General features: G+C 69.7%; 27 protein-coding genes and 1 tRNA gene. 10 read left to right on the top strand and 18 right to left on the bottom strand.

What is annotated here, in order from left to right; all coding sequences use genetic code 11:
* Window positions 1-10 precede the first annotated feature (10 nt).
* The 4 genes from AC1Q87_RS00140 to AC1Q87_RS00125 form a co-directional block, all read right to left on the bottom strand.
* Window positions 11-649: a carboxymuconolactone decarboxylase family protein gene (locus AC1Q87_RS00140; protein ID WP_492607013.1), complete on the bottom strand. Its 639-nt coding sequence runs from the start codon at window positions 647-649 to the stop codon at window positions 11-13.
* Window positions 650-654: 5 nt separating this feature from the next.
* Window positions 655-1,185, bottom strand: a complete 531-nt coding sequence (locus AC1Q87_RS00135) for a VOC family protein (RefSeq protein WP_492607012.1) — start codon at window positions 1,183-1,185, stop codon at window positions 655-657.
* Window positions 1,186-1,199: 14 nt separating this feature from the next.
* Complete coding sequence (locus AC1Q87_RS00130; protein ID WP_492607011.1) at window positions 1,200-2,219, bottom strand: zinc-dependent alcohol dehydrogenase family protein; 1,020 nt, start codon at window positions 2,217-2,219, stop codon at window positions 1,200-1,202.
* A gap of 82 nt (window positions 2,220-2,301) precedes the next feature.
* Window positions 2,302-3,462, bottom strand: a complete 1,161-nt coding sequence (locus AC1Q87_RS00125; protein WP_492607010.1) for an MFS transporter — start codon at window positions 3,460-3,462, stop codon at window positions 2,302-2,304.
* Between the two features lie 111 nt (window positions 3,463-3,573).
* Between AC1Q87_RS00125 and AC1Q87_RS00120 the strand changes: the two genes are divergently transcribed.
* Window positions 3,574-4,197 (top strand): exopolysaccharide biosynthesis protein, encoded by a 624-nt coding sequence (locus AC1Q87_RS00120; protein WP_436060688.1) that lies wholly within the window; start codon window positions 3,574-3,576, stop codon window positions 4,195-4,197.
* On the opposite strand, the gene AC1Q87_RS00115 is transcribed toward AC1Q87_RS00120, so the two are convergent.
* Window positions 4,198-5,208, bottom strand: a complete 1,011-nt coding sequence (locus tag AC1Q87_RS00115; protein WP_492607009.1) for a DUF1176 domain-containing protein — start codon at window positions 5,206-5,208, stop codon at window positions 4,198-4,200.
* 75 nt (window positions 5,209-5,283) lie between these two features.
* Here AC1Q87_RS00115 and AC1Q87_RS00110 point away from each other — a divergent pair, with 75 nt between their 5' ends.
* From AC1Q87_RS00110 to AC1Q87_RS00100, 3 genes are read left to right on the top strand one after another with little or no spacing between them, the layout of a single operon-like run.
* Window positions 5,284-6,555, top strand: coding sequence for an aminotransferase class III-fold pyridoxal phosphate-dependent enzyme (locus tag AC1Q87_RS00110; protein ID WP_492607008.1), 1,272 nt, complete (start codon window positions 5,284-5,286; stop codon window positions 6,553-6,555).
* 22 nt (window positions 6,556-6,577) lie between these two features.
* A complete protein-coding gene (locus AC1Q87_RS00105) occupies window positions 6,578-8,002 on the top strand; it encodes an amidase (protein WP_492607007.1) in 1,425 nt (474 codons plus the stop codon).
* A 52-nt stretch (window positions 8,003-8,054) separates the two neighbouring features.
* Window positions 8,055-8,387, top strand: coding sequence for a hypothetical protein (locus tag AC1Q87_RS00100; RefSeq protein WP_492607006.1), 333 nt, complete (start codon window positions 8,055-8,057; stop codon window positions 8,385-8,387).
* A gap of 147 nt (window positions 8,388-8,534) precedes the next feature.
* Here the strand turns inward: AC1Q87_RS00100 and AC1Q87_RS00095 are convergent, their stop codons facing one another.
* The 6 genes from AC1Q87_RS00095 to rlmJ form a co-directional block, all read right to left on the bottom strand.
* A complete protein-coding gene (locus AC1Q87_RS00095; RefSeq protein WP_492607005.1) occupies window positions 8,535-9,206 on the bottom strand; it encodes a cytochrome b/b6 domain-containing protein in 672 nt (223 codons plus the stop codon).
* A gap of 2 nt (window positions 9,207-9,208) precedes the next feature.
* Window positions 9,209-9,673 carry a c-type cytochrome gene (locus tag AC1Q87_RS00090; protein WP_492607004.1) on the bottom strand — a complete coding sequence of 155 codons (465 nt, stop codon included), beginning with the start codon at window positions 9,671-9,673 and terminating at the stop codon, window positions 9,209-9,211.
* Between the two features lie 91 nt (window positions 9,674-9,764).
* On the bottom strand, window positions 9,765-11,774 hold the full coding sequence (locus AC1Q87_RS00085; protein WP_492607003.1) for an AsmA family protein: 2,010 nt from the start codon (window positions 11,772-11,774) through the stop codon (window positions 9,765-9,767).
* Window positions 11,775-11,838: 64 nt separating this feature from the next.
* On the bottom strand, window positions 11,839-12,402 hold the full coding sequence (locus AC1Q87_RS00080) for a sugar transferase (RefSeq protein WP_492607002.1): 564 nt from the start codon (window positions 12,400-12,402) through the stop codon (window positions 11,839-11,841).
* Window positions 12,403-12,475: 73 nt separating this feature from the next.
* Complete coding sequence (locus AC1Q87_RS00075; protein ID WP_492607001.1) at window positions 12,476-12,973, bottom strand: hypothetical protein; 498 nt, start codon at window positions 12,971-12,973, stop codon at window positions 12,476-12,478.
* A gap of 79 nt (window positions 12,974-13,052) precedes the next feature.
* Entirely contained in the window at window positions 13,053-13,874 is an 822-nt protein-coding gene (gene rlmJ / locus AC1Q87_RS00070) for a 23S rRNA (adenine(2030)-N(6))-methyltransferase RlmJ (protein WP_492607000.1), read from the bottom strand.
* A gap of 95 nt (window positions 13,875-13,969) precedes the next feature.
* Here rlmJ and AC1Q87_RS00065 point away from each other — a divergent pair, with 95 nt between their 5' ends.
* From AC1Q87_RS00065 to AC1Q87_RS00050, 4 genes are all read left to right on the top strand, one after another.
* On the top strand, window positions 13,970-14,989 hold the full coding sequence (locus tag AC1Q87_RS00065; RefSeq protein ID WP_492606999.1) for a DNA topoisomerase IB: 1,020 nt from the start codon (window positions 13,970-13,972) through the stop codon (window positions 14,987-14,989).
* A gap of 71 nt (window positions 14,990-15,060) precedes the next feature.
* Window positions 15,061-16,278, top strand: a complete 1,218-nt coding sequence (locus tag AC1Q87_RS00060; protein ID WP_492606998.1) for an LLM class flavin-dependent oxidoreductase — start codon at window positions 15,061-15,063, stop codon at window positions 16,276-16,278.
* 2 nt (window positions 16,279-16,280) lie between these two features.
* Window positions 16,281-17,093 carry an arylamine N-acetyltransferase family protein gene (locus AC1Q87_RS00055; protein WP_492606997.1) on the top strand — a complete coding sequence of 271 codons (813 nt, stop codon included), beginning with the start codon at window positions 16,281-16,283 and terminating at the stop codon, window positions 17,091-17,093.
* 92 nt (window positions 17,094-17,185) lie between these two features.
* Window positions 17,186-17,395 carry a hypothetical protein gene (locus AC1Q87_RS00050; protein WP_492606996.1) on the top strand — a complete coding sequence of 70 codons (210 nt, stop codon included), beginning with the start codon at window positions 17,186-17,188 and terminating at the stop codon, window positions 17,393-17,395.
* Here the strand turns inward: AC1Q87_RS00050 and AC1Q87_RS00045 are convergent.
* Both AC1Q87_RS00045 and AC1Q87_RS00040 read right to left on the bottom strand, forming a co-directional pair.
* Window positions 17,392-18,372: an aldo/keto reductase gene (locus AC1Q87_RS00045; RefSeq protein WP_492606995.1), complete on the bottom strand. Its 981-nt coding sequence runs from the start codon at window positions 18,370-18,372 to the stop codon at window positions 17,392-17,394. The two genes, AC1Q87_RS00050 and AC1Q87_RS00045, sit on opposite strands and share 4 nt — an antisense overlap.
* Before the next feature lie 67 nt (window positions 18,373-18,439).
* Window positions 18,440-18,712 carry a hypothetical protein gene (locus AC1Q87_RS00040; protein ID WP_492606994.1) on the bottom strand — a complete coding sequence of 91 codons (273 nt, stop codon included), beginning with the start codon at window positions 18,710-18,712 and terminating at the stop codon, window positions 18,440-18,442.
* A gap of 324 nt (window positions 18,713-19,036) precedes the next feature.
* Between AC1Q87_RS00040 and AC1Q87_RS00035 the strand changes: the two genes are divergently transcribed.
* Window positions 19,037-19,312 carry a hypothetical protein gene (locus AC1Q87_RS00035; protein ID WP_267233152.1) on the top strand — a complete coding sequence of 92 codons (276 nt, stop codon included), beginning with the start codon at window positions 19,037-19,039 and terminating at the stop codon, window positions 19,310-19,312.
* A gap of 57 nt (window positions 19,313-19,369) precedes the next feature.
* Here the strand turns inward: AC1Q87_RS00035 and AC1Q87_RS00030 are convergent, their stop codons facing one another.
* A complete protein-coding gene (locus AC1Q87_RS00030) occupies window positions 19,370-19,579 on the bottom strand; it encodes a YbdD/YjiX family protein (protein WP_183777152.1) in 210 nt (69 codons plus the stop codon).
* A gap of 5 nt (window positions 19,580-19,584) precedes the next feature.
* Entirely contained in the window at window positions 19,585-21,642 is a 2,058-nt protein-coding gene (locus AC1Q87_RS00025) for a carbon starvation CstA family protein (protein WP_492606993.1), read from the bottom strand.
* A 91-nt stretch (window positions 21,643-21,733) separates the two neighbouring features.
* Here AC1Q87_RS00025 and AC1Q87_RS00020 point away from each other — a divergent pair, with 91 nt between their 5' ends.
* Window positions 21,734-22,204, top strand: a complete 471-nt coding sequence (locus tag AC1Q87_RS00020) for a hypothetical protein (protein WP_492606992.1) — start codon at window positions 21,734-21,736, stop codon at window positions 22,202-22,204.
* On the opposite strand, the gene AC1Q87_RS00015 is transcribed toward AC1Q87_RS00020, so the two are convergent.
* From AC1Q87_RS00015 to AC1Q87_RS00005, 3 genes are all read right to left on the bottom strand, one after another.
* Entirely contained in the window at window positions 22,201-23,007 is an 807-nt protein-coding gene (locus AC1Q87_RS00015) for an acyl-CoA thioesterase (protein ID WP_492606991.1), read from the bottom strand. The two genes, AC1Q87_RS00020 and AC1Q87_RS00015, sit on opposite strands and share 4 nt — an antisense overlap.
* A 47-nt stretch (window positions 23,008-23,054) precedes the next feature.
* Window positions 23,055-23,525: a hypothetical protein gene (locus AC1Q87_RS00010; protein WP_492606990.1), complete on the bottom strand. Its 471-nt coding sequence runs from the start codon at window positions 23,523-23,525 to the stop codon at window positions 23,055-23,057.
* Window positions 23,526-23,687: 162 nt separating this feature from the next.
* Window positions 23,688-23,764, bottom strand: a tRNA-Met gene (locus AC1Q87_RS00005).
* Between the last annotated feature and the right edge of the window lie 89 nt (window positions 23,765-23,853).

The raw sequence follows: 23,853 nt of genomic DNA, 5'->3' as shown, positions 1-23,853 counted from the left end.
ATGAGCGGGGTTAGGACCGCCGGCCGATGTCGAGGAAGTCGGCGCCGCTGAAATCCTCGGGCGCGGCGACCTCGACGATGGGGTCGTCGCGGTCGTCCCACTCTGTGCGCAGGGCCCGGCTCATCACCGCGTGCATGTCGTACATGCAGGTGATGTAAGTCAGCTCGAGGATCTCGTGGTCGCTGAGGAACGACTTCAGAGCCGCGAACACCGGCTCGGGCGTGCGACCGGCCTGCAGCGACAGGCAGTCGGCATAGGCCAGCACGGCCCGTTCCTGTGCCGAATAGCAGTCGGCCACCTGCCAGTGCGGCACGGCGGCGATGCGGTCCTCGGAGACCTTGAGGCCGCGCAGCGACTTGCAGTGCTGCGAGAACACGAACTGGCTGGCCTTGTTGAAGCCGACCCGGGTCTGGGCCAGTTCGCGCAGCACCGGGTCGAGCTTGCGGTCCGGGCTGCGATAGAGCGCAAAGCCGCGGTTGCAGTGCTCCAGCACGTCCGGAACGTTGGCGAAGACGGTCCACCAATCGCCCGGCGTGCCAGTGCTGGTCCCCGGCTGCGCGACCGGGTCGCGGTCGCCGAACAGCAGGTCGTAGCTGCGCAGGACCTTGGGGTCGGCCTCGGCGCGTGGGACTTGGCGCAGGCGCGGCATGGCCCCTAAGCCTCCGCCCGGACGGCGCGGGCCGGCGTGTGCCTGACGTCGCCCGGACCGAAGGCCCGGGTCGTCGCGGCCAGCTCCAGCATGATGCCGTTGGGGTCGGTGAAGTAGACCGAGCGGAAGAAGACCCCCTCGTGGTTCTCGGCGCTGACGCCCATCGGGCTGTCGTCGTGATTGACCACCATGTTCGGCAGCACCTTCACGCCTGCGTCGACCAGCCGCTGGCGGTACTCGTCGAGCTTGTCCTCGGGCACGTTGAACGCCACGTGGTTCATCGAGCCGATCGCCGACCGCGGCTCCTCGGGGAACTGTTTGACCGAGGCGATCCCCGGCGCGGCGGGCGGCGCGTCCGGCCACCAGAAAAAGGCGACCGAGTCCCCGCCCCCGCAGTCGAAGAAGAAATGCTGGCCGCCGTCCGGCAGGGCGACGGTCTTGTAGAGCGGCATGCCGAGGATCTCGCTGTAGAAGCGGACCGTCTCCTCCATGTCCCGGCAGACCAGCGCCAGGTGGTTGATGCCCGTCGTACGCATCGCCACGCCTCCGTCTAGAACTGCAGGACGATCTTTCCGAAATGCTCCCCGCCCTGCATGGCGGCGAACGCCTTGCCGACGTCCGTCCAGGGGAAAACCTTGTCCACCACCGGTTCGATCCGGTGCAGTTCGATGGCCCGGCACATGGCCTCGAACATCTCGCGCGAGCCGACCGAGAGGCCTTGCAGCCGCGCGCTGTTGCCGATCAGGACGCCGGGATGGACGCCCTCGGCCCCGCCGGCGACGACGCCGATGATGGCGATGTGGCCGCCGATGCGGACCGCCTTCAGGCTCTGCTGGATGGTGCCCGAACCGCCGACCTCCATCACGAAGTCCGCCCCGACGCCGCCGGTCGCTTGGCGCACCGCCGCAGCCCAGTCCTCGGTGGTGCGATAGTTGACCAGATGGTCGGCGCCGAGCGCCTTGGCCCGGGCCAGCTTCTCGTCCGAGGACGATGTGATCACCGTCCGGTAGCCCGCCGCCTTGGCGAACTGCAGGCCGAAGATCGAAACGCCGCCGGTGCCCTGCAGCACCACCGTGTCGCCCGGCTCGAGCCGCGCGTCCTCGAAGAGGCCGCGCCAGGCGGTCAGCGCCGCGCACGGCAGGGTCGCGACCTGCTGGTCGGTCAGGAAGTCGGGGACCTTGGAGACGCCTTCCTGGCTGAACACGCCCAGTTCGCGGCCCGCGCCGGGGACCGGAAAGCCGAGCGCCGAGCTGAGCTTTTCCAGGGTAGGCCTGCCCGAGGTCCAATTCTGGAAGAACAGGGTGGCGACCCGGTCGCCGACCGCGACGCGGGTGACGCCAGGGCCGACGGCCTCGACCACGCCGCAGCCGTCGGAGAACGGGGTGATGGTTCCGCCGGCCGTCGACGATCCGCGGCTGTACATGCCGTTGACCATCAGCATGTCGCGATAGTTCAGCGACACCGCCTTCATGCGGACCAGCACTTCGCCATGACCCGGCGTCGGATCGGGCGCCTCGACCACCTTCAGGGCGTCGAACCCCCACGGCGCGGCGACTTCCAGAGCCCGCATGCATCCTCCCTTGGATAGTTTGCGGGGATTAGCCGCCGCTTCCACGCGGGCCGCAAGACTGTCGTGGCGGAAGGGCCGAGGGCTAAGGGTCGAGCCGCCTGACCCCGTAGAGCCGCAAGGCGCCGACCAGCCCCAGCGCCGACATCACCGCCATGGCCAGGTAGCCCTTGGCCCCGACCAGGTCGAACAGCCAGCCCGAGCCGATGGTCGCCGCCCCCATCAGCAGCCCGCCCGAGAGCGCCGAGTTGATGGTCTGGGCGGCCGAGGCGTTGGCCGGGGTCGACAGCTTCTCGACCAGCTGCAGCGAAGCGAGGAACGTCGCGGCATAGGTGAAGGTGTGCAGCGCCTGCATCGGCAGCAGCAGCCAGAGCGGCGGCGAGAAGGCCAGCACCGTCCAGCGGACCAGCGCGGCGGTCCCGCCGATGACCAGCAGGTTGCGCGGGCCGATGCGGCGCCGCCACGGCTCCATGAACCACATGAAGCCGACCTCGACCGCGACGGCCAAGCCCCAGAACAGGCCGGTGGCGCTTTCGGGCAGGCCCTGGTGTTTCCACGAGAGCGTCGAGAACGAGTAGTAGAAGGCGTGGGCCGACTGAATCAGGCCGACCGAGACCACCGCCAGCATGAAGTTGCGGTCGCGCAGCAGCTCGCCGAGACCGGCGAGGCGTTCGGAGAGGCGGCTGCTCGCCCCGCCCTCGCGCACCGGATCGGGCGGCAGCAGGCCGCGCGCGGCGCCGGCCGCCAGCATGGCCGAGGCGGCGATCCAGACCAGGACCGGATCGGGCGAGTAGCGAGCGAGCAGCGCGCCGACCACGACGTTGGCGATAATGAAGGCGACCGAGCCGATGCCGCGCGGCCAGCCGTAGTTGAAGCCGTCCCTGCCCGCCCGGCGAAAGACGATGACGTCGGTCAGCGGGATCATCGTCGAGAGGATGGTGTTGGCCAGGAACCAGATCCCGAACCACCAGGCGAAACCGAACGGCGCGGCCAGCAGGCTGTAGGCCAAGGCTACGGCCAGCCCCATCAGGATCAGCGGCGTGCGGCGCAGGGCGAAACTGTCGGCCCACATGGCGATGGCCGGCGCGGTGACCGCCCGCGCCAGCATCGGGGCCGAGAGGATCAGGCCGATCTCTGCGCCCGAGAGCCCGCGGGAAGCGAACCAGACCGGGATGTACGGCGAGCTCGCCCCCGTTCCGACGAACAGGGCCGCGTAGAACAGGCCAAGGCGGAGCGGCTGTGACATCTGCCCGACCGGCTTAAGCGAGTCGCCGCCAACAATCGCGTGAGTTCAGGCGATTTGGGCGCGGCTTTTCCTTCCGCAACGGCGCCATGCCGTGCTAGCGCGAAGCTTGAAATGTCCGAACACCGTAAAGCCGCGAGCGTATCCGAACTCCTCGACCTGATCGCGGAGCGTCCGGACCGCGAGGTGTCGGTCGGCGACCTTCTCGACACCTTCGGCGATCGCGCCTTCGGGGCGCTGATGTTCGTGTTCGCAGCGCCGCTGGTGCTGCCGATGCCGCCCGGCGTCTCGGCGCTGCTGGGCGCGCCGCTGATCTTCATCACCTTCCAGTGGACGATGGGCCGCAAGACCTTGTGGCTGCCCAAGGTGATGCTGTCGCGGACCATGAGCATGGCCGACTTCCGCGCCCTGACGGTGAAGCTGAAGCCGCACCTGGCGCGGCTGGAGCGGCGGCTGCGGCCGCGGCTGACCTTCATGTACAACCCGCTGGGCGACCGGCTGGTCGGGGCGCTGTGCTTCGTGCTGTCGCTGATCGTGTTCCTGCCGATCCCGTTCGGGAACATGCTGCCGAGCTTCGCGATCGCCGCCTTCGCCATCGGCGGGGCCGAGCGCGACGGGCTGGCGGCGCTGATCGGCTGGATCGCGGCGATCCTGTCGGTGGTGGTGCTGATCGTGCTGTCGAAGGCGATCGTCGCGGCGATTCTGGCCTTCTTCGCGACCCTGCTCGGGATGTTCTGACTACTTGGCGCGCGTGCGCCAGGTGGTGACCCAGTCGTCCGGCGACACCCCGCGGCACTCGCCCATCAGATCCTGCGCGGTCGGCGCGAACTCCCTGCCGTCCCAGACCCAGACGTTGGCCGCGCCGCAATCGCCGATCCCCCGGCCCTTCTCGAAATTGGAGAGGGTCTGAGTCGCCGGATCGTAGGCGACGTTCATCAGGTCGGTCGCGGTTTCCGTCCCGTTCGCATAGCGGATCGAGAGCGGGCGGGCCGCGCCCTTCGCGTCCACCACCGTGAAGCTGTAGATCATGTTGTAGGCGCCGCGGCTGCACAGCGGGGCCCAGAGCGTCAGATCGGCCGAGAGCCGGCCAGAGATCGGCTCGGCGGCAAGGTCGCCGATGTCGTCGTCGCAGTCCTTCATCAGCGCCATGACCGAGGCCGGCGGCTTCTTCGGCAGCCCGGCCTGCGACACGGCCGGCGCGGCCTGGACCAGCGGCGGGACCGGCGGCGCGGGCACCGCCGAAGCCGGGGCCGGCCCCTTGGCGACCAGGGCGGTGACGCCGCCGGCCCGCTTCTGCTGATCGTCGATCCAGCGCAGGGCCGCCGAGCTGCCGGCCAGGGAGATCGCGCCGATCGGCTTGCCGCCGGCGGACACCTGCAACGCCTGGCCATTGGCGGCGGCGGCGAGGACAGCGGACGACTGGGCCGAGGTCAGGGCCGCGGCGGCGCGGCCGTCGCCGTCTTCGCTGGCCGCCGTGACGGTGGCGACCGGCTTGCCGTCGACCGCCAGCGACCAGGAACCGGGCGCCCCCTCCATCACAAGCCTGGCCTCAGGCCCATCGGCCGCGCCGGCGCCGCGCTCGACCTTCAGGTAGCCGGACATCTCGAACGCCTCGCCGGCGAAGCCGAAGGCGGCGCACTCGCGGGTGTTGTCGCAGGCGACCCACCAGTCCTTGAAGGTCTCGTTGGCCATGGCCGGCGCGGCGGCCGCCATCGCCAGGCCCGCCAGGGCCAGAACCTTCGCCGTCATCGCCCGCTCCCCGGTTGCCGAACTGCGTTCGCAGCGTAAGGTCTGCGTACGGCCTTCGTCGACGGAGAACTCCCCATGACGCGTAGCCACGACCGAGCCCTGCGCGATCGCGCCGCGGCGGTGATCCCCGGCGGGATGTACGGCCACCAAGCGGTGGGCCTGCTGCCCGACGACTATCCGCAGTTCTTCAGCCGCGCCGAGGGCGCGCATATCTGGGACGCCGACGGCAAGCGCTATCTCGACCTGATGTGCGCCTACGGGCCCAACCTGTTCGGCTATGGCCAGCCCGAGATCGACGCGGCCTATGTGCGCCAGCTCGGGCTCGGCGACACCCTGACCGGACCGACCGAGCTGATGGTGCGGCTGGCCGAGGAGATGACCCTGCTGGTCAACCACGCCGACTGGGCGATGTTCTGCAAGAACGGCACCGACGCCACGACCATGGCGCTGATGACCGCGCGCGCCCACACCCGGCGCAAGACCATCGTGCGGGCCAAGGGCGCCTATCACGGCGCCGCGCCGTGGTGCACGCCGCGGCCGGCCGGCACCACCGACACCGACCGCGCGCACCAGATCTTCTGCGACTACAACGACGTGGCCAGCCTGGAGGCGGCGGTGGCGCAGGCGGGCGACGACCTGGCCGCGATCTTCGCCGCCCCGTTCAAGCACGACGCCTTCATCGACCAGGCCGCGCCGGACGCCGCCTACGCCCGCCGCTGCCGCGAGCTGGCCGACCAGACCGGGGCGCTGCTGATCGTCGACGACGTACGCGCCGGCCTGCGGATGGCCCGCGACTGCTCGTGGTCGGTGGTGGGGGTGGAGCCCGACCTCTCGACCTGGGGCAAATGCATCGCCAACGGCCACCCGATCTCGGCGCTGCTGGGCTCGGAGAAGGCGCGCAAGGGTGCGGCCTCGATCTATGTCACCGGCTCGTTCTGGTACCAGGCCGCGCCGATGGCCGCGGCGCTGGAGACGCTGCGGCTGGTGCGCACCACCGACTATCTGGAGCGGCTGATCGGCATGGGCGCGCGGCTGTCGGCGGGCCTGACCGAGCGCGCGGCGGCGGCGGGGTTCGGCCTGCGCTGCACCGGGCCGGGGCAGATGCCGCTCTACCTGTTCGACGACGACCCGGACCTGCGCAAGGGGTTCTTCTTCGTCTCGCAGATGCTTCAACGCGGGGTCTACCTGCACCCCTGGCATAACATGTTCCTGTGCGCGGCGATGACCGAGGCCGACATCGACGGTGTGCTGAACGCGGCCGAGGACTCGCTGGCAGCGCTGAAGCGCGAGGCCGGCGGCCTGGCTCCGGTCGAGAAGCTGGCCTTCCTGGCCGGCGGCCAAAGATAAGAAAATTCAAAGGGTAGGAACGATGGACGATTTCTCCGAGCACGACGGACTGGCGCTGGCCGCCCTGGTGGCCAAGGGCGAGGTGACGCCGCTGGAGCTGGTGGACGCGGCCATCGAGCGGATCGAACGGCACAATCCCTCGCTGAACGCCGTGGTCTACAAGGCCTATGACGAGGCGCGGAAGACCGCCCAGGGTCCCCTGCCCGACGGACCGTTCAAGGGCGTGCCGTTCCTGATCAAGGACCTGGGCGTGCCGGTCGCCGGGTGGCCGCGCAGCTATGGCAGCCGCTTCGCCGCCGGCTGGGTGGACAAGGACGATTGCGGCCTGACCCGGCGTTATCGCGAAGCCGGCGTGGTGCTGGTCGGCAAGACCAACACGCCGGAGTACGGCATCACCGGGGTGACCGAGGGCGCCTATCTGGGCGCCTGCCGCAATCCCTGGAACCCTGACCACGTCTCGGGCGGGTCGTCGGGCGGGGCGGCCTCGGCGGTGGCGAGCGGGATGGTGCCCCTGGCCCACGCCAGCGACGGGCTGGGTTCGATCCGTATCCCGGCCGCCTGCTGCGGGCTGGTCGGCCTCAAAGTCACCCGCGACCGAACCCCCAACCTGCCGGACGGCGACAACTACGCCATGGGCTTTTCCGTCGACCACGTGGTGACGCGGACCGTACGCGACAGCGCCGCCATGCTGGACGCCACCGGCCGCCCCGAACCGGGCGCGCCGTTCGAGGCGCCGCACAAGGAGCGGCCCTACATGGAGGAGATCGAGCGCAGCCCCGGCAAACTGCGCATCGCCTGGTCGTCGGAGACCCCGTCGGGCCGGCCGATCGAACCGCAGATCCAGGCGGCGCTGGAACGCACCGCCGCCCTGCTCAAAGGTCTAGGCCACGAGGTGGTCGAGAAGGGCCTGGGCATCGACTACCGCGCCCTCTACACGGCCCGCGCGCCGGTCTCCGGCGCCAACTTCGCGGCCAACATCGCCCGGCTGGCGGCCATGCTCGGCCGCGAACCGCAGGAGCACGAGCTGGAGCCGCTGACCTGGGCGGCGCTGAAGAGCGGGCGCAAGGTCACCGGCGAGCAGGCGTTCCGCGGCTGGCAGGACCTGCGCGACCTGAACCGCAAGACGCTGATGTTCTTCGAGGACGTCGACGTCTACCTGTGCCCGGTGCTGGGCACCTCGGTGCCGCCGGTCGGGCTGATCGACCCGGTGGCCGTCGATCCGCAGGAGCTGAACAAGCGCCAGAGCAAGGCCTTCCCCTACACCCCGCCGTTCAATTTCTCGGGCCAGCCGTCGCTGTCGCTGCCGCTGGAGATGGACGACGACGGCCTGCCGATCGGCATGATGTTCACCGCCCGCTTCGCCGACGAGGCGACGCTGCTGCGGCTGGCGGCGCAATTGGAGAAGGAAGCGCCCTGGAAGGGCCGTCGTCCCGCGCTCTGGGGGTAGAAAGCGCCATCCCTCCCGCGTTAGCTTGGGCCCAGGATTCTAGGAGTATTCCATGAGCGACCGGATCGAACGGCCCTGGGCCCTGATGCGCCACCACGCGGGCTGGGCCGACGTCTTCCACATCGAGAACGAGACGGCCGACTCGATCACCGGCTTCTATCCCGACCGCGAGACGGTCGGCCCGCCGGTGAACTACAGCGTGCGCGCGGTGCTGGCGCGCTTCCCGACCATGGAAGCGGCCCGTGCGGCGCGCGAGGGCGCGGTGCTGGAATGGCGCAAGCACGACGCCGGCGTGCGCGAAGCCGAAGACAAGCTGCGCGCGGCCGAGAAGGCGCGTGAAGACGCGTGGCTGACCTGCCTGCGCGGCGCGGCCGACGGCAAGTAAGACGAACGAGATGCTCTCCCTTTGGGGGAGCTGTCGGCCGCAAGGCCGGCTGAGGGGGATTTTGATGCTCTGCTCAAGAGCAGTCCCCCTCCGTCTCGGCGCTGTGCGCCGAGCCGCCTCTCCCAAGAGGGGAGGATCTGAAAGTCGCTAGAACCTCAGCCCCTTGGCGATCGCCCAGGCCGCCGCGACGGCCAAGACCAGACCAACCAGCAGCCGCCAGAGGGCGGCGGGACGCAGGGCCTCGCCCTGGAATGGGCGCTTGCCGGTGATCATCGCGCCGACCAGGTTCTGGCGCTTCCAAACCCAGTAGAAGCCGACGGCCACGATGTGCAGCGCGACCAGCGCCTGCAGCACGCGGAACACGGTCTCGTGCAGATCGGCGGCGACGCGGCTGGCGTCGAAGCTGACCAGATGCGACAGCGGCCCGGATTCCAGTCCGTCGAGGTCGCTGGCGAACAGGCCCAGGCCCACTTGGACCAGCATTACCGCCAGCATGGCCAAGACGCTCCAGGCGCCGAGCGGATTGTGGCCCGGGCCGTCGCTGGGGCGGCGGGCGCCGAGCGTGCTCATGTAGGCCAGCGTCGCGCCCGGCCCCTTCAGGAAATGTGCGAACCGCGCCGTCGAGCCGCCGGCCACGCCCCACCAGAGGCGGAAGACCAGCAGGCCGATGATCGCGTAGCCCGACCAGCGGTGGACCTGCATGTTCTCGCCGGCCGAGAACCAGGACACCAGCAGCAGCACCACCAGCGACCAGTGCACGATCCGGGTCGGCAGATCCCAGAGCGGGCGCGGCGGTCCCGCCGCGACGTCCGAGGCCATGGCTACTTCTCGACGCGGTAGACGTCGTGACAGGCCTTGCAGGTCCCGCCGGTGGCGCGGAACTGGGCCTTGATCGCCTCCACGTCGCCGGCCGCGGCCACCGTCTGCAGCTTGCCGGCCTGGGTCTGGAAGTTGGCGGCGGCGGCCCCGAACTTGGCTCCGTCGGTCCAGATGTTCGGCTTGGCTTCGGTCTTGAAGCCGGCTTCCGGGCCCGAGCCCTTGGGGAACCACTTGGTGACCTGGGCGGCCTGGGCGTTCACCACCGCGGCGTTGGCGGCGATCAGCTTGGTGTCGGGCGAGCCCTTCTTGAGCTCGTCGCTGATCGCCTTGAAGGACGCGCCGATCTTCTTGTAGCCGGCCTGGCGCGTGGCGATCGCGGTCTCGGCGGCGGAGGCGGCGATCGCGCCGGTGGCGCCGAGCGCCAGGACGAGCGCGATGGCGAGGGGCTTGGCGGGGCGGAAAGGCATCGTCGAACCTCTGCTTGGTTGATCGGGTCAGAGTGGGCGCCCGGCCTGCGGGCGTCAATCGGCGATGACCAGCGCTGATTGCGAGAGGATCTCAGGTGCGCGGCTTGGCGACGGGCGCGCCCTGGCGGCCGGCCTGGGCGATGAGCGCGCCGCACGAGGCGTCTTCGGCCAGGCCGAGGTCGACAAACGGCAGCACCGCGGCCAGCGGCGCGACCAGGGCGCCGAGCGCGGCGGCCATGCCGCCCTGGGCCAAGGCGCCGGAAGGCTCGACCCCAAGCTTGGGCTTGACGATCGGTCCCTCGATCGTCACCGGCGCCGTGAGGCGGACCAGCCGGGGCTGCTTGGCGTGGCCAGTCATGCGCAGGTTCATCGTTTCGTCCCGAAGGTCGATGCGTCCCTCCCCCGTGCTCAGCACCGGGGTGGTGTCGAGGATGATCCGGTTGGCGGTCAGCACCCCGTCCTTGGCCTGGAAGTGGGCGACGGCGCAGCGCAGATCGGTCTTGCTCTGATCCTTGGCCAGCATCAGGCCGAGCCCCTTGGTCACGTTGACCCCCATCAGTTCGGCGAAGGCCGCACGGATTTCGCCGCCGGGGACGACGAACAGCGCCTGGCCGTCGGCATGAGCCGCGGCCTCGCGCACCGAGGCGCCGGCCCCCGTCAGCTTGACGCGGCCGACCAGCGAGCCGGTGATCGGCGCGGCGCCGCCGCTGCGGATGGGGATCAACTCTTCCAGCCGCGCACGTGACAGCCGCAGGTCGATGCTGGTGACCGGAACGTCGCGCCGCGCGTCGAGCTTGGCTCCGCCGGCGAGCGCGCCCTGCTTGAGGTCGAGGCGCAGCGGATCGGCGTCGAGCACGCCGTCCTTCAGCTTGATGTGCACCGAGCCGGCGCGCACCGGGAAGCGCGGCGAGACGATAGTGGCCGCGGCGTACTTCACGTCCGCGTCCATGGCGCGGATTCGCGAGACGTCGAGCCTGGCGTCAGGCAACAGCCGGCGCTGGGCCGCCATCTGCCGGCCGATGGCCTGCTGGCCGGGCGAGGCCGTCTCGCCGCCGTCCCGCGCCGGCGCCCCGCCGAACACCGCGGCGAGATCGTCGAAGTCGAGGCGGCGCGAGCGCAGTTCGGCGGTCAGGAAGGGCCGCTCGCCGGCGGTGTTGACCGACAGGTCGCCGGCCATGTCGCTGTCGCCGACGCGGCCGCCCACCTTGTTCACGCGCCAAAGCCGCTGCTCGCGCGAGAGCTGGCCCGACAGTCGGTAGGGTGGCGAGTTCGGGAACGCGACGCCCGTGAGTTCGTAGAGATCGGCCAGGTCCGGGCCGCTGGCGGTGACCTGCGCCTGGAACCGGCCAAGGTCGAACGGCCGGTCGATCTGGCCCTTGGCCACGATCCGAGTGGCGCCCGCCCGCACGTCGGCGTCGAACGGATAGGGACGACCGGCGCGGACATTGACCAACGGCCCGCCAGTCAGCGCCAAGCTGAACGGGGCGCCGTTGATCGCGCCCTTTCCCGACATGACGAAGCGCGCGTTCGCCGCGCCGCGACGCTCGGCGGCGTCCATGCTCGCCTCCAGGCTCAACCGGCGGCGGGCGTCCTTGAACGACATCCGCCCGTCTTCGATGCGGAAATCCTGAATCGGGGGCAGGCGCAGCGGCTTGGGCGGAGCGCCCGGGTGCAGCGACCAGTTGGCCCGCCCCTTGGCGTCGCGCAGCAGCACGATATTGGGACGGGTGATTTCGAGCCGGCGAAACACCAGCTGACCGCGCAGCAGCCGCAGCGCTTCGATCTGCAGGTCGAGCCGCTCGATCTCGACCATCTGCCCCGCGCCGGCCCAGGCCGGCTGGCCGATCTGCAGGCGCCCGACGGTGGCGCTGGGATTGAAGCTGAACGGCCTCACGTCGAGGTCGCCGAGAATGGCCACTTCGCGGTCGAGACGCGCCGAGGCGAACCGCGAGATCGGGCCGCGAAGCTGGTTCCAATCGAGCAAGGCCAGCGTCACGGCGGCGCCGCCGATCACCACCGCCACCGAGCCGGCCGCAATGGCCAGCCCTTTGCGATGGGCTCTGATCCAATGTCGTGGCCCGCGCTGGGGCTTGTCGCTCATGTCCTTCGGCAAGGGCTCGCTCCGGAAGGATCCAGAACGCGCCAGTCGCCGAGCGGTGGCGCCGCTAGTGGCGCACGCCCCGCCCCGAGAACGCCGCGACCAGGGTAATGACGATGATCCGGATGTCGAGCAAAAGGCCGTTGCGGGCCAAATAGTCGGCGTCGAGCCGCGCCTTCTCGGTGTTGGGCAGGTCGTCGCGGCCGTTGATCTGGGCCCAGCCGGTGACCCCGGGACGCAGGGCCTCGACGCCGGCGGCGGTGCGCAGCGCCACGAGGTCGTCCTGGTTGAACAGGGCCGGGCGCGGTCCGACCAGGCTCATGTCGCCGACCAGCACGCTCCAGAGTTGGGGCAGCTCATCGAGGCTCGAGCGGCGCAGGAACCGGCCCAGCGGCGTGATCCAGGCGTCGGGATCGGTGAGCAGATGGGTCGCGACGTTCGGCGCGCCGGCCTTCATGGTCCGGAACTTCGGCATCTTGAAGAGCTGGTTGTAGCGGCCGACGCGGCTGGACCAGTGCAGAGCCGGCCCTGGGCTGTCGATGCGCACGGCCAGCGCGATCACCGCCATGACGGGGGCGAGCACGATCAGTCCGGCCAGGGCCGCCAGGATATCGAAGGCCCGCTTGGCCACGCGTGCTGTCCCCTCGCCGTCTGCAACGGGTCAGGGATAGACCGCTGCGGGCGTCCGCGCCAAGCGTCAGGCGTCAGGCGTCGGCCGGCGGATCGCCCGCGGGACGCGTCTTGACGCGCGGCTTGGCGGCCGGCTCGGACACGGGCTCGACGATCGGATCGGGAGCGGCTTCGACGACGGCGTCCGGGACGATTTCAGCGACCGGATCGCGCGCGGCCTCCGCGTGCGGGGGAACGATCGCGTCCAGCGTCGCGGCGGCGACGTCCGCGCCCGCTTGCAGCGCCTGCTCGACCATGGCCCCGGCGACGGCCGAGGCCTCGGCCACCGCGGCGAGCGGTTCCGGCGGCACGGCGTCGGAGGCGGGCGCCGGCAGGGTCGCAGCGGGGGACGGCGCCAGCAGCGCCTCGAGATTGGCGCGGTCGGCCCAGCGGGTCATCCACCAGTAGGCGACGCCGGCCGAGGCCGCGCCCGCGAACAGGAACCAGAGCGGCGAGGCCGCGCCGACGGGGATGTAGAGCGCTTTCTGCGGATCGAGGGACGCCGGCCCCTCTGCGAATACGGTGAGAGCCATGGGTACGCCTCCAAACAGCCGGGGCTTGTGCGATGCAACAAACCCTAACCCGACTTCTCGCAGGCGCAAAATGAAGCTTTCAGGCGCTCCAGACCTGGGCCTTGCCGCCCTGCCCCAGCCGCGAGACCGTCCACTCGCAGATCTCGGCCAGCGGCGCCTCGAAGGCGTCCGGGGCGTTGGCCAGCACCAGGGCGCAGCCGTTCATCTTCATCGGGTCGGTCAGCGGCCGCATGCGCGCCTCGGCCACCAGCAGCGGGCCGTCATAGACGTCCTCGGCCTCGCGCAGGAAGGCGTCGAAGGTCTCCAGATCCTTGAGCGGCATCCAGACCATGATCACCACGCCGGGGTTCCTGGCGGTGAGCGCGCCGAGCGCGGCGGCGCACCGCTCGTAGTCGTCGCTCTTCTCGAAGGGCGGATCGATCAGCACCAGAGCCGGGCCCTGCTTGGGCAGACGGGCGGCGACCTCGACATAGCCGTCGGCGCAGACGGTCTTGGCGGCCGGCCAACTGGCCAGGGTGTCTGAGAGCGCCGAGTGCTCGGGCGCCCGCAGCTCGCATCCTAGATAGCTGTCGCCCTTGCGCAGGGCCGCGGCGACCAGCAGCGGCGAGCCGGGATAGAGGTTGGCGACGTCGCCGCCGTTCAGCCGCACCACGGCCTGGCGCAGCGGCTGCATGGCCGGCGGCAGGTCGGGCGCCTGCATCAGCTGGGCGACGCCCGCCTTGGCTTCCCCCGAGCGCTGGGCTTCCTCGCCGGTCAGGTCATAAAGGCCGCGGCCGGCATGGGTGTCGAACACGGCCAGCGGCGCAGGCGCGGCCTGCAGCCGGGCCAGCAGGTCGAGCAGCGCCGCATGCTTGACCAGGTCGGCGAAGTTCCCGGCGTGGAAGGCGTGACGGTAGTTCAAGGCGGCGTCCTTGCGAGGGAACCGGGCCGCGGCGGGCCCTGTTGTGAGCGTCGGTGCTTCCTGCCACGTCCCGCCCGCATTGCCAAAGGCGCGCCATGCCCCGCGACACAGTTCCGCCGCCGGCGGCCGGCCTTGCCTATGTGAACGACCACGAGCCGGGCCTGTCGCGGACGGCGGGCGCGAGCGGGTTCAGCTATCGCGACGCAGATGGAAAGCCGGTGCGGGACGAGGCGACCCTGGACCGGATCCGCGCCCTGGTGCTGCCGCCGGCCTGGACCGACGTCTGGATTTGCGCCTCGCCGCGCGGGCACATCCAGGCGACCGGCCGCGACGCCCGCGGCCGCAAGCAGTACCGCTATCACGACGCCTGGAGCCAGGCGCAGGCCGGCGAGAAATTCGAGCGGCTGATCGCCTTCGGCCGGCTGCTGCCCAAGCTGCGCGCCCAGGTCGAACGCGACCTGCGCCGCCGCGGCCTGCCGCGGGAGAAGGTGCTGGCCGCGGTGGTGGCGCTGATGGAACTGACCCTGATCCGGGTCGGCAACAGCGAGTACGCCAAGACCAACAAGAGCTTCGGCCTGACCACGCTGCGCGACCGCCATGCCGAGATCACCAGCGGCGGGGCGGTGTTCGAGTTCCGCGGCAAGAGCGGCAAGGTGCATCGCACCGGCTTTCGCGACCGGCGGCTGGCGCGGATCGTCAAGGCCTGCCAGGACGTGCCCGGCCAGCGCCTGTTCCAGTATGTCGACGAGGCCGGCGAGCGCCGCGCGGTCGAGTCCAGCGACGTCAACGCCTACATCCGCGAGGTGATCGGCGAGGGTTTTTCGGCCAAGGACTTCCGCACCTGGGCCGGCACGCTCTACGCCGCGCGCGGGCTGGTCGAGCAACCGCCGGCTAAGGACGCCGCCGAGGCCAGGCGCCGCGTCGTGGTCACGGTGAAGGCCGCCGCCGCGCTGCTGGGCAACACCGCCGCGGTGTGCCGCAGCTCGTACATCCATCCGCTGGTGCTGGAGGCCTACGAGCGGGGCGCGTTGCCGCTGAAGCCGGGCCGCTCGCCGCGGGCCTTCGAGCTCTCGGTGCTGCGCTTTCTGGAGGCTGCACAAGAGGCCGCGCGCTGACGCGCCGTCACCCTGGCGTTGCTTGCGAAATGGGAGTTAGCCTCCGGTCAAACGGCCAAGGGAGGGCCACCATGCTCGGAAACAAGCTGCGCTTCGGGGCCTTCATCGCGCCGTTCCATCCGCTCGGCGACAACCCGACGCTGGCGATCCAGCGCGACCTGGAGCTGGTGCAGTGGCTCGATCAGCTGGGCTATGAGGAGGCCTGGATCGGCGAGCACCACTCGGCCGCCTACGAACTGATCGCCAGCCCCGAGGTGTTCATCGCCGCGGCCGCCGAACGCACTAAGCACATCCGGCTGGGCACCGGCGTCTCCTCCCTGCCCTATCACCACCCGATGATGCTGGCCGACCGCATCAACCAGCTCGACCACATGACCCGCGGGCGGGTGATGTTCGGGGTCGGACCGGGGGCGCTGGTCTCCGACGCCTTCATGATGGGCATTCCGGTCGCCAAGCAGCGCGACCGCATGGACGAGGCGCTGGACGTGCTGGTCCCGCTGCTGCGCGGCGAGGAAGTCACCCACGAGAGCGACTGGTTCAGCCTGGTCAACGCCCGTCTGCAGATGACCCCGTATTCGCGGCCGTCGGTGGAGATCGCGGTCGCCAGCCAAGTGTCGCCGACCGGGGCGCGGGCCGCCGGCAAGCACGGCGCGGGCCTGCTGTCGCTAGGCGCGACGACGAGCGCCGGCTTCAACTCGCTGGCCGCCAACTGGGGCATCGCCGAGGACATCGCCAAGGAGAACGGCCAGACCATGGACCGCAGCCGCTGGCGGCTGGTCGGCCAGATGCACATCGCCGAGACCAAGGACAAGGCGATCGAGCAGATCCGCTTCGGGCTGGAGAAGTGGATCTATTACTTCAAGGAGATCGCCAACCTGCCGATGGTGCCCGACGACTTCAGGGGCGACCCGGTGGAGGCCTATCTGGCGCTGGGCCAGGCGGTGGTCGGCACCCCCGACGACGCGATCGAGCGGCTGCAGCAGCTGGTCGACGAGAGCGGCGGCTTCGGGTGCTTCCTGCTGATGGCGCACAACTGGGCGCGGTGGGAGGACACCAAGCGCTCCTACGAGATGATCGCGCGTTATGTCGTGCCGCACTTCCAGCAGCTGAACGTCAATCGCGAGGCCTCGATGGACTGGGTGCGCAGCAACAAGACCGAATTCACCTCGCAGACGCGTGCGGCGGTGGGCGCCCGAATCGTCTCGCACATGATGGAAAAGGGCGCCGACAAGATCCGACCGGAGATCGTGGCGATGATCCAAGGCGCCGCGCCGCCGGCCAAGGAGTAGAGTTGAACCTTCAGGCTTATCTCGACCGCATCGGTTTCAGCGGCGTCCCGCGGGTGGACGTCGCGACGCTGCAGGCCATGCAGCGCCTGCACCTGCGCGCGATCCCCTACGAGAACTTCGACGTCGCCATGGGCCGGGCGATGACGCTCGATCCGCAGACGGCGTTCGACAAGCTGGTCACCCGGCGCCGTGGCGGCTGGTGTTACGAGATGAACGGCCTGCTGGCCGCGATGCTGCGTGAGGTCGGATTTCAGGTCACGGAGATGGCCGGCGCGGTGCTGCGCGGCGAACGCGGACCGGCCTCGCACGCCAACCACCTGGTGCTGCGGGTCGATCTCGACCGGCCGTACATCGCCGACGTCGGCTTCGGCGACGCGCTGCTTGAGGCCGCGCCGCTGACGTTCGGTCCGCATCACTGCGCGGGCTTCGACTTTTCGTTCGAGGCGCTGGACGACGGTTGGCTGCGCTTCCACAACCACCCGATGGGCGGGGCGGCGTACTACGATTTCCGCAACGAGCCGGCCGACCGCGAAGAACTGGCGGGCATGTGCCGCTGGTTGAGCACGTCGCCGGACTCGGTGTTCACCCAGACCGTCTTCGCCTTCCGCCACGAGACGGACGGCGTCGCCGTGCTGCGCGGCCGGACGATGAACTTCATCCGCCCCGGCGAGAAGAGCCTGCGGCTTATTGATTCTGCAGATGAATTCTCGACGATCCTGCGAGATCGCTTCGAGCTCGACATTCCTGGGGCGGGCGACCTGTGGCCCGCGGTTTGCGCCCGCCACGAGGAGCTGTTCGGCGCCCTGACCACCTAACGGTTCCCTACCGCGACGGTCATAAAAGCGTGCCTGGACATCCCTCGGTAGCGCGGTCAAATCCGACCAAGGGGGAATCCAGGAGAGACGCGATGACCGACCTTTCCCTGCCGCCCTCCGTCACCGTCAGCCCCACGATCGTCGGGGTGTCCGTGCTGACCGACGACGGGGTCACCGTCCAAGTCAGCCTGCCGCGGCCGCGCGGCCTGCACGACCTGCCGATCGAGGAGGTCGCCGACCGCGCCAGGCGGATGGCGCAGGACGCCCTGCGGGCGGCGGCGACCAGCCTCGGCTCAGCCTAGTCCTCGGTGTCGACCGAGGCCTGCATGGCCGGCGCATAGCGCGGGCCGCTCACGGTCTGCGGGTTCACCAGTTCCTCGACCTTGGCCATCACGTCGGCCGACAGCGCGACGGCGGCGGCGGCGGCGTTCTCACGCATGTGGTCGGGGTTGGTGGTGCCGGGAATCGGCACCAGCGTCGCATCCTTCTGCAGCAGCCAGGCCAGGCAGAGCTGCGCCGGGGTGCAACCCGCTTCCCGCGCCAGGGCCGCGAAGCTCTCGAAGATCTTGAGATTGGCGGCGAAGGCCTCACCCTGGAAGCGCGGCATGGCCTTGCGGAAGTCGCCGTCCTCCAGCGCCGCCGGATCGGGCACGCCGCCGGCCAGGAAGCCGCGGCCGACCGGGCTGAAGGCCACGAAGGTCACGCCCAGTTCGCGGCAAGCGTCGAGCACGGCGATCTCCGGATTGCGGGTCCAGGGCGAGTACTCGGTCTGCAGGGCGGTGATCGGGTGGGTCGCGTGGGCGCGGCGCAGGGTCGGAGCCGAGACTTCCGACAAGCCGATGGCGCGGATCTTCCCTTCCTTGACCAGGTCGGCCAGGGCGCCAACGCTGTCCTCGATCGGCACGCGCTTGTCCCAGCGGTGCAGGTAGTAGAGGTCGATGACGTCGGTCTGCAGGCGGCGCAGGCTGCCTTCGCAGGTCGCCTTCAGGACGTCCGGATGGCCGTTGAGCTCGCGTTGGTCGCCGTTGGTCAGGCCGCACTTCGAGGCCAGCACGTAGTCGCTGCGGCGATCCTTGAGGACCTCGCCGACCAAGGTCTCGTTATGGCCGACGCCATAGACCGCAGCGGTGTCGAGGAAGGTGTAGCCGGCGTCGAGGGAGCCCTTCAGCACCCGCTCGGCCTGTTCGCGCGGCGGCGGCGATCCGTAGGCGTGCGAGAGGCTCATGCAGCCCAGCCCGATGGCCGAGACTTCGAAGTCGCCCAGTTTGCGCTGGTCCATGCCGTTCTCCCGCTCCCTGTTCTTTGGGTCGGGAGAAGGCGTCAGACGCGAGGCGCGGTCAACCGCCTTACGGCGTGACGTTCATCTTGATGACGATGCGGCCGGGATTGGCCAGCGCGAAGGCCTCAGGAACCTCGACCTGGGCGGCCAGCTTCACGGCCTCCGCGGCCGGCGCGCCGTCGGCGTCGAGGGCCTTGCAGTCGGTGAGGTTCGCGCCGCTGACCTGGCAGTCGACCAGCACCGCCTGCTCGGCGGGCGGCGCGACCGGCGCGGCGACAGGCGCAGGAGCCGCGTAGGAGGTCGAGATCACGGCGGCGGCGGCGAGAGCGGACAGAAACATGGGACCTCGGCGTTAACGAAGGTTACTCAATGGTGAAGCCCCGTCGATGGCAAGTGTTTCATTTCGGGGCCGTCGGGGTTGTCCACCGCAATCGTCGTGCCCAAACCGGCGTCCCTGGCTCGGCTGCTGCAATCCAGGGCGCCGGCGCCCATCGCGGTTGCAGCGCACAACTGCGCTACTGCACCGCAGCAAAAACGCTTGAAACCTTGTCCGCCAAAGGGCAGGAAAAAGGTCAGGCGAAACGGTCACGCGAGAATTTGAACCGTCGCCAAGGGAAACGTCGGGAGGTGGTTGGCCCCAACCCCTTTCCGGGAACTAGTGATTATGATCCGTACTCTTGCTCTGACCGCCGTGGCCGTGTTCGCCATCACCGCTCCCGCTCAAGCCGCTTCGATCAGCGTTCCGCTGGCCGGCAAGAGCCAAGCCCAAGTCGAAGCCGATGTGGCCAAGGCCGCGCGCAACGTCTGCTTCCGCGCCACCCGCAACGAAACCCTGGCGCTCGACGCCTATTCGCGCTGCGTGAAGGCGACCGTGAAGGTCAGCCTCGACACCTACGCCACCGCCCAGGCCCCGACCAACTCGGCCCTGGCCGCGCGCTAAGCGCACACTCCCAGTTCTGTGTAGCAAAGGCCGGCGGAGACGCCGGCCTTTCGCATTTCAGCAGCAGCGAAAGCCGCCGCGACCGCCCGCGCCGTAGCGGGCGTCCTGGCGATCGCGGAAGAACTCCGTCCGGGTCATCGGAGCCTGTCCCGGATGGGTGCGGGCCATGTGCTCGACATAGGTCTCGTAGTTCGGCACCCCGACCATCAGCCGTGCGCCGTCGCAGACGCACTGGGCGAAGCGGGCGAAGGGGTTGGGCGAGGCCATGTCCCCTACTCCGCCGGAATGGCGTCGGGATTGATCTCCCGCGCCGTCCAGCCGTCGGCCCGATAGGCCTTCAGGCAGGCGGTGATCCCGAACCAGATCATGCTCAGCACGACGGCGATGAAGACCGCGCAGAGCACGGCGTCGATGCGGTCGTTCCAGACGATCTTGTTCATGTCGGCCATGCTCTTGGCCGGCGCCAGCACCTGGCCCGACGCCAGCGCGTCGCCGTACTTGCGCGCATGCGACAGGAAGCCGACCGCCGGATCGGTCGACAGCAGCTTCTGGAAGCCCGCCGTCAGGGTGCAGATGCACAGCCACACCGCCGGGATGATGGTCACGAACGCATACCGGTGCCGCTTCATCTTGAAGATCACCACGGTGGCCATGATCAGCGCGATCGCCGCCAGCATCTGGTTGGAGATGCCGAACAACGGCCAGAGCGTGTTCACCCCGCCGAGCGGGTCGGTCACGCCCTGGTGCAGGAAGAAGCCCCAGGCCGCAACGCAGAGGCCGGTGGCGGTCAGGTTCGCCGTCCACGACGAGGTGTCCTTGAACTTCGGGATGAAGGTCCCGAGCAGGTCCTGCAGCATGAAGCGTCCGGCCCGGGTGCCGGCGTCGACTGCGGTCAGGATGAACAGCGCCTCGAACAGGATCGCGAAGTGGTACCAGAAGGCCATCATCGCCTTGCCCCCCAGCACGTGGGAGAAGATGTGCGCCATGCCGACAGCCAACGTCGGGGCGCCGCCGGCGCGCGAGATGATGGTGGTCTCGCCCACGTCCCTGGCGGTCTGCTCGATCAGTTCCGGGGTGATCGGATGGCCCATGGCGCCGACCGCGGCCGAGGCGCTCTCAGCGGTGGTTCCCACCACGGCGGCCGGGCTGTTCATCGTGAAATAGACGCCGGGATCGAGGATCGAGGCGGCGATGATCGCCATGATCGCCACGAAGCTTTCCATCAGCATGCCGCCATAGCCGATGAAGCGGGCGTTGACCTCGTTGTCGATCAGCTTGGGCGTGGTGCCCGACGAAATCAGCGCGTGGAAGCCCGAGACCGCGCCGCAGGCGATGGTGATGAACAGGAACGGGAACAGCGTGCCCGACCAGACCGGCCCGCCGCCGGCGGCGAACTGGGTGATGGCCGGCATCTGCAGCTCGGGCCGCATGATGACGATGCCGATGGCCAGCGCCAGGATCGCGCCGATCTTGAGGAAGGTCGACAGGTAGTCGCGGGGCGCCAGCAGCAGCCAGACCGGCAGCACCGCGGCGACCGCGCCATAGCCGATCAGGATCCACGACAGCTGCAGCCCGGTCAGGGTGAACATGCCCGCCAGCTGCGGCGAGGCGGCGACCCACTGACCGGCGACGATGGCCAGGATCAGCATGACGAAGCCGAAGATCGACACCTCGGCGATGCGGCCCGGGCGGATGAAGCGCATGTAGACGCCCATGGCGATGGCGATCGGCACGGTCGCGGCGACCGTGAAGGTGCCCCAGGGGCTGGAGGTCAGCGCCTTGACCACGATCAGCGCCAGCACCGCCAGGATGATGACCATGATCATGAAGGCGCCGAAGAGCGCGATGACGCCGGGGATCGGGCCGAGCTCCTCGCGGATCAGCTCGCCCAGCGATTTGCCGTCGCGGCGCATGGAGATAACCAGGACGAGAAAGTCCTGGACGGCGCCGGCGAGCACCACGCCGGTCAGGATCCAGAGCACGCCCGGCAGGTAGCCCATCTGGGCGGCGAGCACCGGCCCGACCAGCGGTCCGGCGCCGGCGATAGCGGCGAAGTGGTGGCCGAACAGCACGTTCTTGTCGGTCGGGACGTAGTCGAGGCCGTCGTTGCGGGTCACCGCCGGGGTCGGCCGCGCCGGGTCCAGGCGCATGACCCGCTGGGCGATGTAGAGGCTGTAGTAGCGGTAGGCGACGAGGTAGACGCAGATCGCCGCGATCAGGATCCAAAGGGCGTTGACGTGTTCGCCGCGGGACGTGGCCAGGACGCCCAACGAGCCGGCGCCGATGGCGGCCAGCAGCGCCCAGAGCCCGTGTTTGCGCACCAGTTCCATTCGGCCGTCTCCTCCCCTGCCGCGCCAGCACTCGGCGCCCGCCTAGCTACAACCGATTGAGCCCCCGCGTGAACCTCTCTACGAGGCGGACATGACGAAGCTGGAGATCACGCAGCCGCTGGCGGCTACGCTGGATGTCGTGGCCGAGGGCTGCTCGGACCTGGCCGATCCCTGGTGGGTGTTCGGCAGCGCCGGCATGGCGCTGGTCGGCGTGCCCGGACTCAGCCCGCCGGACGTCGACCTGATCGTCAGCGAACGCGACGCGCGCACCCTGCTGAAGCGCTGGAACACCGCACCGCTCGAGGCGGCCGCATCCCCGCTGTTCCGGTCGCAGATCTTCGCCAAGGCGCAGGTCGCCCCGCTGCCGATCGAGGTCATGGCCGGGTTCGAGGCGTTCTCCGACGGGGCCTGGGCGGCGGTGAGCCCGGCGACGCGCCAAGCCGTCGACTGGAAGGGCGCGCGCCTGTTCACGCCCAGCGCCGCCGAGCAGGCGGCCATCTGCCGCCGCTTCGGCCGGCCGAAAGACCTGGCGCGGGTCGCCCTGCTGGACGCCTTGCTCTAGTCGCGCACGCGCACGATCAGCGACTGGCTGGCGGTGGCCATCAGCTCGCCGTCCTGGGCGAACAGGTACATCGCCCCATGGCCGAAGCCGCCGTGGACGCCGGTGATGCGGATGTCGCACAGCACCCACTCGGTCGCCACGATCCGGCGATAGCGGATGGTGTTGTCGAGGCTGTTGCCGCCGGCGTTGAGGCCCAGCGCATTGCCGACCGCGCCTGGAATGAAGTCGGCCATGATCGCCAGCATGCCGGCGTCGATCGCCACGCCGTCGCGCGGGCGGATCCACAGCAGCAGGCGCCCGTCCTCCGCCCCCTCGCCGGCGTCGGTGCCGCCGTAACGGCCCTTGGCGACGCGGACCTCGATGCGGCTGTGCAGATCATCGCCGCCGCCGCGCCAGTGGTCGGCCGGGGCGCAGTTCTCGGGCGCGTCCACTTCCGGCATGGTCAGCCACTGGCGGGAGATGTCGCTCGGCCGCGAGCCGAGCGCGGCGTTGACGGTCAGGATTTCCTTGTCGCCGACGTGGCTGATCACGCGGGCCTGGCTGTTGTACTTGCCGGCGGCCGGCACCCAGACGTCCAGGTCCACGACGCTGGGCGGCCGGGCGTAGGACAGGTACTGCGCCGTGGCCCAGATCACCGGCCGCTCGCAGGTCCGCTCCAGGGCGGTGATCGCCGAGGCCATGCCGACGCCGCCGAACATGAAGAGGTTGTCCCGCGATCCGACGCAGACCGCCGGCGTCAGCGGCAGGTACCAGCGGTGCGGGTTGTGGGTGGCTCGGAGGTCGAAGAACTGGGGCGCGCTCATGGCGCTCTCCATGAGAGCACCTGAGCTTCAGCGCAAGCCCGTTCGGATCAGCGGGAGGCTTCGGCCGCCTCCGCTTCGTTGTGGAGGCGCCGATCGGCCTCTTTCATGAGCGCTTCGGTCGACTGGTTGGCCGCCTCGCGGGCGCGGATCTCGTCGACCAGCCGCTGGTCGGCGTTCTGGCCGTGCAGCGCATAGAGGAAGGCGCCGAAGCCGCCGACCGCGGCGACCGTCAGCACCAGGGCGGCGATGGCGGCGATGCCGGTCCAGGTCTTGGACTCCTGCCCGGGAGGGGCCGGCTTCAGATAGGCCGCGCCGATGAACACACAGCCGGCCAGGAAGGTGGCGCAGCCGCCGGTGTGGATCATCGCCCGCTGGCCGACGAGGTCGACATTGGCGATCACGCTGGGCGCCAGGCCGATCAGCCGGTTGCCCTCGGTCAGCTGGGAGACCTCGATCGTCCCGGCGAAGACGACCTGGGCGAGGCCCAGGATGGCGAGAATCCATCCGGCGATGATCATGAAAACGCTCCCACGCAAGCTCGACGCACGGCGAATCCCGCCGAAGGTCAAAGTCTATGCTGTGCGCAAGAGATTGCGGCGAGGAAAGGACGCCGCAGGCGCGCCCTGTCGAGCGGGCAACAAAAAACCCTCCGGCGAAAGCAGGAGGGTCGAAAAGAACCTTGGGTGCGGGGACAGGATTTGAACCTGTGACCTTCAGGTTATGAGCCTGACGAGCTACCGGGCTGCTCCACCCCGCGTCAGGGTGTTTGGAGATTGTGTATTGAAGGGTTGTTTGACGTATCCGTTTGGTAGACCTGGCGGCGACCTACTCTCCCGCGCCTTAAGA

Source organism: Phenylobacterium sp. GW823-FHT02A09 (genome assembly GCF_058797775.1).
The sequence above is the reverse complement of the archived record's forward strand: the minus strand, read 5'-3'. Positions and strand labels throughout refer to the sequence as shown.

What these genes read in the sequence shown, in the direction of transcription:
- AC1Q87_RS00140 (WP_492607013.1), bottom strand. Translation starts at nt 649, where the DNA reads ATGCCGCGCCTGCGCCAAGTCCCACGCGCCGAGGCCGACCCCAAGGTC.
- AC1Q87_RS00135 (WP_492607012.1), bottom strand. Translation starts at nt 1,185, where the DNA reads ATGCGTACGACGGGCATCAACCACCTGGCGCTGGTCTGCCGGGACATG.
- AC1Q87_RS00130 (WP_492607011.1), bottom strand. Translation starts at nt 2,219, where the DNA reads ATGCGGGCTCTGGAAGTCGCCGCGCCGTGGGGGTTCGACGCCCTGAAG.
- AC1Q87_RS00125 (WP_492607010.1), bottom strand. Translation starts at nt 3,462, where the DNA reads ATGTCACAGCCGCTCCGCCTTGGCCTGTTCTACGCGGCCCTGTTCGTC.
- AC1Q87_RS00120 (WP_436060688.1), top strand. Translation starts at nt 3,574, where the DNA reads ATGTCCGAACACCGTAAAGCCGCGAGCGTATCCGAACTCCTCGACCTG.
- AC1Q87_RS00115 (WP_492607009.1), bottom strand. Translation starts at nt 5,208, where the DNA reads ATGACGGCGAAGGTTCTGGCCCTGGCGGGCCTGGCGATGGCGGCCGCC.
- AC1Q87_RS00110 (WP_492607008.1), top strand. Translation starts at nt 5,284, where the DNA reads ATGACGCGTAGCCACGACCGAGCCCTGCGCGATCGCGCCGCGGCGGTG.
- AC1Q87_RS00105 (WP_492607007.1), top strand. Translation starts at nt 6,578, where the DNA reads ATGGACGATTTCTCCGAGCACGACGGACTGGCGCTGGCCGCCCTGGTG.
- AC1Q87_RS00100 (WP_492607006.1), top strand. Translation starts at nt 8,055, where the DNA reads ATGAGCGACCGGATCGAACGGCCCTGGGCCCTGATGCGCCACCACGCG.
- AC1Q87_RS00095 (WP_492607005.1), bottom strand. Translation starts at nt 9,206, where the DNA reads ATGGCCTCGGACGTCGCGGCGGGACCGCCGCGCCCGCTCTGGGATCTG.
- AC1Q87_RS00090 (WP_492607004.1), bottom strand. Translation starts at nt 9,673, where the DNA reads ATGCCTTTCCGCCCCGCCAAGCCCCTCGCCATCGCGCTCGTCCTGGCG.
- AC1Q87_RS00085 (WP_492607003.1), bottom strand. Translation starts at nt 11,774, where the DNA reads ATGAGCGACAAGCCCCAGCGCGGGCCACGACATTGGATCAGAGCCCAT.
- AC1Q87_RS00075 (WP_492607001.1), bottom strand. Translation starts at nt 12,973, where the DNA reads ATGGCTCTCACCGTATTCGCAGAGGGGCCGGCGTCCCTCGATCCGCAG.
- AC1Q87_RS00065 (WP_492606999.1), top strand. Translation starts at nt 13,970, where the DNA reads ATGCCCCGCGACACAGTTCCGCCGCCGGCGGCCGGCCTTGCCTATGTG.
- AC1Q87_RS00060 (WP_492606998.1), top strand. Translation starts at nt 15,061, where the DNA reads ATGCTCGGAAACAAGCTGCGCTTCGGGGCCTTCATCGCGCCGTTCCAT.
- AC1Q87_RS00050 (WP_492606996.1), top strand. Translation starts at nt 17,186, where the DNA reads ATGACCGACCTTTCCCTGCCGCCCTCCGTCACCGTCAGCCCCACGATC.
- AC1Q87_RS00045 (WP_492606995.1), bottom strand. Translation starts at nt 18,372, where the DNA reads ATGGACCAGCGCAAACTGGGCGACTTCGAAGTCTCGGCCATCGGGCTG.
- AC1Q87_RS00040 (WP_492606994.1), bottom strand. Translation starts at nt 18,712, where the DNA reads ATGTTTCTGTCCGCTCTCGCCGCCGCCGCCGTGATCTCGACCTCCTAC.
- AC1Q87_RS00035 (WP_267233152.1), top strand. Translation starts at nt 19,037, where the DNA reads ATGATCCGTACTCTTGCTCTGACCGCCGTGGCCGTGTTCGCCATCACC.
- AC1Q87_RS00030 (WP_183777152.1), bottom strand. Translation starts at nt 19,579, where the DNA reads ATGGCCTCGCCCAACCCCTTCGCCCGCTTCGCCCAGTGCGTCTGCGAC.
- AC1Q87_RS00025 (WP_492606993.1), bottom strand. Translation starts at nt 21,642, where the DNA reads ATGGAACTGGTGCGCAAACACGGGCTCTGGGCGCTGCTGGCCGCCATC.
- AC1Q87_RS00020 (WP_492606992.1), top strand. Translation starts at nt 21,734, where the DNA reads ATGACGAAGCTGGAGATCACGCAGCCGCTGGCGGCTACGCTGGATGTC.
- AC1Q87_RS00015 (WP_492606991.1), bottom strand. Translation starts at nt 23,007, where the DNA reads ATGAGCGCGCCCCAGTTCTTCGACCTCCGAGCCACCCACAACCCGCAC.
- AC1Q87_RS00010 (WP_492606990.1), bottom strand. Translation starts at nt 23,525, where the DNA reads ATGATCATCGCCGGATGGATTCTCGCCATCCTGGGCCTCGCCCAGGTC.